This is a genomic window from Streptomyces durocortorensis (assembly GCF_016901035.1).
GTDB lineage: Bacteria > Actinomycetota > Actinomycetes > Streptomycetales > Streptomycetaceae > Streptomyces > Streptomyces durocortorensis.
In genome coordinates this window covers 1-7,944 of record NZ_JAFEUF010000278.1, presented here as the reverse complement: position 1 = coordinate 7,944, position 7,944 = coordinate 1, and the positions used below count along the sequence as shown (strand labels likewise).

Below are 7,944 nucleotides of genomic sequence, written 5' to 3'. Positions count from 1 at the left end.
GACGAGTGGTGGGGGCGAAGGCGGGGCCGGCTCCAGGAGCGTGGCGGGGCGCCTCACGTGCGCGTCTGGGTGGTGGCGGATCGCATGGTGGGACGGCCGGAAGCGGATCGAGCACGCCTGCATCGCGATAGCGAAGCACTCGCCTCGGCGGATCGATGCACGCTGACAGCCTCCGTCGTGCCGGTCTCACCCCAACTGGGCTTTCACGCAAGTGGTTCGGAGACACTCCAGCCCAGGATTGCCCATGTGACGCACGACACTCCGCAGCCATCGAGCTTTGCACTTCGCTGGCGTGTACCAGCCAATCCGCTGGCGGTTTTGCGCCGGACACCCATCCGGCCAGGGCGCCGCTCCGAAGGAATCACGTCCGGACTCCTGTTCGGGCGCCTGTGTTGTCCCCTGAAAGCATGTGGAGAGCCCTGTGAAGATCCCTGTTCCCAACCGGCGGTGGCAGCTCGTCGCCACCGTCGTCGGCGCGGTGCTGCTGGCGTCGGCCCCGGCGGCATCCGCCGCTACCGTCACTCCGGAGGCGGCGCCCCGCCAGTCCTCTTCCGCTCGCGAGGCCGGATCCATGGTCGGGCCGTTCGCTTCGTACCGCGGAATACAGGGGAAACCTCTGCCTGCTCGCCCTGTGCACGGTGCGCCCCTGAGGGGTTGACCCTTGATCGGACTTGATCGAACTCCGCTTCTCCCTGCGCCCAGGTGGGTGCAGGGAGAAGCGGTGCCGGTCGTCGGGGGAGTGCCCCGTCCCCCGACTCCGGGGAGTGCCCGTCGCCCGATGTGTGCCCGCCGTATCCGAGGCCTTCGCGAAAACGGCTGAGGGCCCCGGGCCGGTGGAGCCGGCTCGGGGCCCGGCGCTGATGCTTATGCCCTCGCAGCAGCGCCTCGGTCCTCTGTAGCCGCGTCCCCGTGGAGGCGGCTGCGGTCTGTCAGGCCTTCGGCATGAGAACGGTGTCGACGATGTGGACGGTGGCGTTGGCGGTGGGGACGTTGCCGCAGACGACCTTGGAGGTGTCGTTGACGGTGTAGTTCTCGCCGGAGCCCTTGGTGGTGAGCGTGGACTTCTGGAGGGTGTCGTAGGTGCCGCTCTCCAACTGCTGCGGGGCGAGCTTCTCACCGACGACGTGGTAGGTGAGGATGCTGGTGAGCATCTCCTTGTCGGCCAGGACCTTGTCGAGGTCGGCCTTGGGGATCTTGGCGAAGGCGTCGTTGGTCGGCGCGAACACGGTGATGTTCTGCGCGTTGTTGAGGGTGTCGACGAGGCCGGCCTTCTTGACCGCGGTGACCAGGGTGGACAGGTCCGGGTTGTTCGATGCGGCAGTGGCGACCGGGTCCTGCGCCATGCCGTCGAAGGAACCCGCGCCGTCCTTGGGGACGGACGCGCAGGCCGGACCGAACGGACCGTCCGCGAGGGTGCTGTCGTCGGCTGCCGGGCTCGACTTCTCGTCGGCGGGGGCGGAGCTGCTCGCCTTGTCGGCAGCCGAGTCGGAGGAGCTGTCGTCCCCGCCGCACGCGGTGAGCGTGAGGGGGAGGACAGCGGCGGCGGTGACGGCGAGGGCGGCGCGGCGGAAGCGGAAGGCGTTCACGAGGTCTCTCCTGCGTGTTCGTTCGGTTGCCCTGAGTGTTCGCTCAGGGGTGTGGTCAGGGTGGTTCAGGTGGGGCGGAACAGCGGCGTCGGCCGTGTCGGCCGGACGCGGCCGAGATCAGTCAGCGCGCTGGTCTTGGGAGCCTGCCGGGGGTGATGCCGACTCCGTGGGAGACCGGGGACGCAGCGTTGATCGTCATGTCTGGTGTTCGGGGCCGACGCGTCTTCGGATTGGTCGGGGAGGGAGAGAAGTTCTTGCCGGTGCCGCGTTCCGTTCCCTCCGGCGCGTGGCCCCCGGTTAGCCCGTCCGGGTCCGATCGGCGGGCCGACCAATCCGGCGGCGAGGCGGTGGCGAATGCCCGATGTGAGCGGCAGTTCGGAGGAGACGCCGCACACGCCGAGGTTTTCGTCAGTGACGAGAACCTCACCCCGTTCCCTGCGGTGGAAGGCCCGTGGGGACGGCAGTGGCGGGGCGCCACTCTCCTGCCCCCCCCGCGACAGACACTGCGACGATTGAGCGGCTCCGCCGCAACAGCGCCGGGCCCGCACGAACCGGGGCCGCCGAAGAAGGGCCCGGCCTCATCCTCCGTCTCGCCAACCCGACTCCGGAGGCCGGCGAGGCCCGGGTGAATGCCCCCGTCGGCACGCTCCTGACGCCCGTCCGACTGGATGAGCAGGCCACCGGCCAGGAAGCGGTGTGGCAGGGAACGACGGCAGGCGCCTGGCCCCCTCGCCCCCTTCGCCGCACTGACGCTGCGGATCGAGGACCGGGACTGAGCACCGCGGTACGGCCGGGACGAGAGGCGGGATCCCGGTCGGCCGGCGTGGCGCTCGACAGCGGATGCTGGGGGTGCCGCCTCCTGTGGCGCCTTTTCCTGGAGAGTCATCTCCTGTGGCGCCATCTTCTGTGGTGCCGCCGAGAAGACGACCGCGTTCAGGTCCTGTTGAACTGAAACGTTCGCATGCGGGCGGGGCGAGCGCGCCCCGCGGCACCGGACCGACCCCGGGCCGGGCCGGCCCGCCCGACTCAAGCCGGCTGCCAGATGCGGGACAGGGCCGTCGGCGTGAGTATCTGCTCGGGCGGGCCCTGCCCGACCAGTCGTCCGTCGCTGAGGAGCAGGCAGGCGTCGGCCGAGCGGGCGGCGTCCAGGTCGTGCGTGGCCTGGACTACGGTCGTGCCGTCGGCGACCAGATCCGTCAGCAGCGCCGTGATCCGTTTCCGGGCTTCGGGGTCGAGCCCGGTGGTCGGCTCGTCCAGGAGCAGCAGGTCGGACTGCTGGGCGAGGCCTTGGGCGATCAGTACGCGCTGACGCTGCCCACCCGACAGCTCGCCGAGCTGGCGGTCGGCGAGACCGGCGACGCCCAGGCGTTCCATGGCGGAGTCGACCGCGGTCCGGTCCTGCCGGGTCGTCCTTCGCCACAGCCCCCGCTCTCCCCAGCGACCCATCTCCACGGTCTGGCGCGCGGTGAGGGGGAGTGTGTCGCCGACGGCACCGCGCTGCGGGACGAAGGCCGGTGGGCGCCCCTCCGCGTACCGGAGCTGTCCGGATGTGGCATCGATCACCCCGGCGAGGACGCCGAGCAGCGTGGACTTGCCGCTGCCGTTCGGTCCGACCAGCGCCGTCATGGTCAACGCCGTTATGGAGGCGCTGAGTTGGTGGAGGGCCGGGCGGCCGGGATAGCCCGCGTCCAGGTCGTGGAACCGGACGCGCTCGCCCCTCGATCCGTCGGCGGGCGGCGTCGGTGCGCTGTTATTGAACATGATTGTCATTGTAGGGTCATCGTATGGAGTGGTTGACGGCCCCCTTCGAGGTGGCCTTTGTGCAGCGTGCCCTGTGGGCCGGGGTCCTGGTGTCGGCGATATGCGCGCTCGCCGGGACGTGGGTGGTGCTGAGGGGAATGGCTTTCCTCGGTGACGCCATGTCCCACGGGCTTCTGCCGGGCGTCGCGGTCGCCGCGCTGCTCGGCGGCAACCTGCTGGTGGGAGCGGTGGCGAGCGCGGCCGTCATGACGGCGGGTGTGACCGCACTCGGCCGCGCGCCGAGGCTGTCCCAGGACACCGGCATCGGCCTGCTGTTCGTCGGCATGCTGTCCCTCGGGGTCATCATCGTGTCGCGCTCGCAGTCGTTCGCCGTGGACCTCACCGGCTTTCTCTTCGGCGACGTCCTCGCCGTGCGCGAGAGCGACCTGGTCCTCCTCGCGGTGGCGCTGCTGCTGGCGCTGGCCGTCTCCGTGCTCGGCCACCGTGCCTTCCTGGCCCTCGCGTTCGACGAGCGCAAGGCCCGGACGCTCGGCCTGCGCCCCCGACTCGCACACGCCGTGCTGCTCGGCCTGCTGGCCCTGGCCATCGTCGCCTCCTTTCACATCGTGGGCACGCTGCTCGTCCTCGGCCTGCTCATCGCCCCGCCCGCGGCAGCCCTGCCCTGGGCGCGAAGCGTCCACGGCGTCATGGCCCTCGCCGCGGCCCTCGGCGCGGCCGCCACCTTCGGCGGCCTGCTGCTCTCCTGGCACCTGAGCACAGCGGCCGGTGCGACCGTCTCGGCCCTCGCGGTCAGCCTCTTCTTCCTGTCCCGTCTGGCGTCCGGGTTCCACCACCGACGTCGTACGCGCCGCGCAGGCCTTCCCGCCCGCGCCGGCACGTTCACCGCGAACGCCCCCACGACCCGACCGAACGAAACCTGAGGCGATCTCCTTGTTCGTCCGAACGAACGTCACACCCCTGGTGCCGGTGCTTCTCTCCGCGGTCCTGCTGACCGCGGGGTGCGCGGGCCAGGACGACGCCAAGTCCCGCCCGGCAAGCCCTGCTTCGCCCACCACCCCCCACGGTTACGTGGAAGGCGCCACCGAGGCCGCCGAGCAGCAGTCCCGGCTCCTCCTCGGTGACACCGGCTCCGGCAACACACGTGTGCTGGACCTGATCACCGGCAAGACCCACGAAACCCCGCGCAGAGCCGGGGTCACCCACCTCACCACGGACGGCCGCTTCGGCTTCTTCCACGGCGCGGACCGTACCCATGTCCTCGACAGCGGCGCGTGGATGGTCGACCACGGAGACCATGTGCACTACTACCGAGCGAAGACCGAGGAGGTGGGCGAGCTTCCGGGCGGCGCCGGCACGAGCATCCGCAGCGACAAGGGTGTCACCGTCGCCACGGCGGAGGACGGAGAGGCGAGGGCGTACCTCCGTACCGAACTGGAGAAGGGCGCCCTCGGCACTCCGGACCGACTCCCGGGCGCCTACGCCGGACCAGTCGTGCCGTACGCCGAACACCTGGTCGCACTCGTACGCGACGGCGACGCCTCCGCGGACGGCGACGCCCCCGCGAAGGTCGTGGTCCTCGACCGGTCCGGCAAGCGCGTCGCCGCTCCGGAGTCCGCGTGTGAGGACCCGAAGGGCGACGCGGTCACCCGGCGTGGGGTCGTCCTCGGCTGCGCCGACGGCGCCCTGCTCGTCCGCGAGGACGACGGCGACTTCACCGCCGAGAAGATCCCGTACGGCGAGGACGTACCGAGGACGGAGCGGGCCGCGGAGTTCCGGCACCGACCCGGCAGCACCACGCTCACGGCGCGCGCGGGCAAGGACGCCGTCTGGGTCCTGGACGTCACCGAACGTGCCTTCAAGCGCGTGGAGACCGGGGGTCCGGTCATCGCCGCCAACACCGCGGGCGAAGGCGCTCCGCTCATCGTCCTGGAGAGCGACGGAGCCCTGCACGGCTACGACATGTCCACCGGCAAGGAGACCGCCGCCACCGACCGTCTGCTGAAGGACGTCCCCGGGGCCACCGGCGGCGGGACCGGGACACCGGTGATCGAGGTCGACCGGAGCCGCGCCTACCTCAACGACCCGGCGGGCAGCCGCGTGTACGAGATCGACTACAACGACAACCTCCGCGTCGCCCGCACCTTCGACCTGGACATCCGGCCGTCCCTGATGGTGGAGACGGGCCGATGAGCGTACGTGTGGGGGCGGCGCGGCTGCGCGCCCTGCTGCTGACCCTGGTCACCTTCCTCGTCGTCGCCGGTACGGCGACCGGCTGTGCGGGCGGCGGCGACCGGCCCCGGATCGTGGTGACGACCAACATCCTCGGCGACATCACCCGGGAGATCGCCGGGGCCGAGGCGGACGTCAGCGTCCTGATGAAGCCCAACGCCGACCCGCACTCCTTCGGGCTGTCGGCCGTCCAGGCCGCCGAGTTGGAGAGCGCGGATCTGGTCGTCCACAACGGCCTGGGGCTGGAGGAGAACGTCCTGCGGCACGTGGAGGCGGCCCGGGAGTCGGGAGTGGCCACCTTCGCGGCGGGCGAGGCGGCCGATCCCCTGACCTTCCACGCCGGCCAGGAGGACGGCCCGGGCGACGGGGCCGGAGCATCCGACCCGCACTTCTGGACCGACCCCGACCGCGTGCGCAGGGTGGCCGGCCTGATCACCGACCAGATCATCGAGCACGTCGACGGCGTGAACGAGAAGGCGGTCCGGGACAACGCCGAACGTTACGACGGACAACTCGCCGACCTCACCACCTGGATGGAGAAATCCTTCGCCGCCATCCCCGAGGACCGCCGCGCCCTGGTCACCAACCACCACGTCTTCGGCTACCTCGCCGACCGCTTCGGCTTCCGCGTGATCGGCGCGGTCATCCCCAGCGGCACGACACTCGCCTCGCCCAGCTCCTCCGACCTGCGCTCCCTCACCCGGGCCATGGAGAAGGCCCGCGTGCGCACCGTCTTCGCCGACTCCTCCCAGCCCACCCGGCTCGCCGACGTCCTGCGCCAGGAGATGGGAGGTGATGTGGACGTCGTCCCGCTGTACTCCGAGTCGCTGACCGAGAAGGGCAAGGGCGCCGGCACCTATCTGGAAATGATGCGCGCCAACACCTCGGCCATGACCGAAGGTCTCGTCGGCAACTGACCGCTCCCCGAAGGCCGGCCCACCGACGACCGGCCACGCCACCAACCCCACCGTCCCGTGCCCGCAGGGCCGGAGAGGACATCCACACCATGAAAATGAACAGGTCGACACGCGCCCGCATGCTCACGGGCACCACCCTCGCGCTGACGGCGTCCCTGGTACTGAGCGCCTGTGGCGGCAGCGGCGGCACAGCGTCCGAGGACGGGCCCAAGCAGGCGGAGCAGGCGAAGAACGGCAAGGCCACCGCGGTGAAGAAGCCGCTGGTCGCCTCCTACGACGGGGGACTGTACGTCCTCGACGGCGAGACCCTGAAGCTCGCGAAGACCGTCGAGCTGCCCGGCTTCAACCGGGTCAACCCGGCGGGCGACCAGGACCACGTCGTCATCTCGACCGACAGCGGTTTCCGCGTGTACGACGCGGCCCGACAGGCCTTCACGGACGCCGAGTTCAAGGGTGCGAAGCCCGGCCATGTCGTCCGGCACGGCGGCCGGACGGTCCTGTTCACCGACGGCACCGGCGAGGTGAACGTCTTCGACCCCGCCGACCTGTCCGGCGGCAAGCGGCCGGAGGGGCGCAGCTACACGTCCGCCGAGGCCCACCACGGTGTCGCCATCGAACTGGCCGGCGGCGAACTCCTCACCACCCTGGGCACCGAGGAGAAGCGCACCGGAGCCCTCGTCCTGGACAAGAACGACAAGGAGATCGCACGCGCCGAGAACTGCCCGGGCGTCCACGGCGAGGCCGCCGCCCGGGGCGAGGTCGTCGGCCTCGGCTGTGAGGACGGCGTTCTGCTGTACAAGGACGGCGAGTTCACCAAGGTCGACGCCCCCGGCGACTACGCCCGTACCGGCAACCAGGCCGGCAGCGACGCCTCCCCGATCCTCCTCGGCGACTACAAGACCGACCCCGAGGCGGAACTGGAACGCCCCACCCGTATATCGCTGATCGACACCCGTACGGCGAAGATGAAGCTGGTCGACCTCGGCACCAGCTACTCCTTCCGCTCGCTCGCCCGCGGCCCGCACGGCGAAGCCCTCGTGCTCGGCACCAACGGCGTCCTCCACGTCATCGACCCGGAGACCGGGGAGGTGGAGAAGAAGATCGAAGCGGTCGGCGACTGGACCGAGCCCCTGGACTGGCAGCAGCCCCGGCCCACCCTGTTCGTCCGTGACCACACGGCGTACGTCTCCGAACCGGGCAAGCGCCAACTGCACTCCTTCGACCTGGACTCGGGGAAGAAGGGGACGTCCGTGACGCTGCCGAAGGCCACCAACGAACTGTCCGGCACGGTGGACGGTCACTGACCGCTCCCGCGCCCGGCACTCCCTGCGGAGCGGCCCCCCCCCCCCCCCCCCCCGGCGGCCCCGGGGGGCCCCGGGGGGGCCGGGGGGGGGGGGGGGCGCCCCCCCAGCGCGGCGGCGGGGGGGGGGGGGGGGCGCCCCCGGGGGGGG

6 protein-coding genes are annotated in these 7,944 nt (G+C 71.2%); 4 read left to right on the top strand and 2 right to left on the bottom strand.

The genetic code is table 11. From position 1 onward, the window contains the following. Positions 1–929: 929 nt before the first annotated feature. Together JS521_RS31185 and aztA are read right to left on the bottom strand one after the other, a co-directional pair. Complete coding sequence (locus JS521_RS31185; protein WP_205086281.1) at positions 930–1,586, bottom strand: fasciclin domain-containing protein; 657 nt, start codon at positions 1,584–1,586, stop codon at positions 930–932. 1,026 nt (positions 1,587–2,612) lie between these two features. Next, positions 2,613–3,356: a zinc ABC transporter ATP-binding protein AztA gene (gene aztA / locus JS521_RS31180; RefSeq protein ID WP_205086280.1), complete on the bottom strand. Its 744-nt coding sequence runs from the start codon at positions 3,354–3,356 to the stop codon at positions 2,613–2,615. Positions 3,357–3,370: 14 nt separating this feature from the next. Between aztA and aztB the strand changes: the two genes are divergently transcribed. The 4 genes from aztB to aztD all read left to right on the top strand — a co-directional run bounded on the left by aztB (position 3,371) and on the right by aztD (position 7,797). Next, positions 3,371–4,267: a zinc ABC transporter permease AztB gene (aztB, locus tag JS521_RS31175; RefSeq protein WP_205086279.1), complete on the top strand. Its 897-nt coding sequence runs from the start codon at positions 3,371–3,373 to the stop codon at positions 4,265–4,267. A 10-nt stretch (positions 4,268–4,277) separates the two neighbouring features. Continuing rightward, positions 4,278–5,537: a hypothetical protein gene (locus tag JS521_RS31170; protein WP_205086278.1), complete on the top strand. Its 1,260-nt coding sequence runs from the start codon at positions 4,278–4,280 to the stop codon at positions 5,535–5,537. Next, entirely contained in the window at positions 5,534–6,493 is a 960-nt protein-coding gene (gene aztC / locus JS521_RS31165; protein ID WP_205086277.1) for a zinc ABC transporter substrate-binding protein AztC, read from the top strand. The genes JS521_RS31170 and aztC overlap by 4 nt, the downstream gene beginning before the upstream one ends. Positions 6,494–6,588: 95 nt before the next feature. Further along, the gene (aztD, locus tag JS521_RS31160) at positions 6,589–7,797 is read left to right on the top strand and encodes a zinc metallochaperone AztD (RefSeq protein WP_205086276.1); all 1,209 of its coding nucleotides are present in this window, start codon (positions 6,589–6,591) and stop codon (positions 7,795–7,797) included. Positions 7,798–7,944 lie beyond the last annotated feature (147 nt).

Coding starts and splice junctions, on each gene's coding strand:
- aztC (WP_205086277.1), top strand. CDS start 5,534: ATGAGCGTACGTGTGGGGGCGGCGCGGCTGCGCGCCCTGCTGCTGACC.
- aztA (WP_205086280.1), bottom strand. CDS start 3,356: ATGACAATCATGTTCAATAACAGCGCACCGACGCCGCCCGCCGACGGA.
- aztD (WP_205086276.1), top strand. CDS start 6,589: ATGAACAGGTCGACACGCGCCCGCATGCTCACGGGCACCACCCTCGCG.
- aztB (WP_205086279.1), top strand. CDS start 3,371: ATGGAGTGGTTGACGGCCCCCTTCGAGGTGGCCTTTGTGCAGCGTGCC.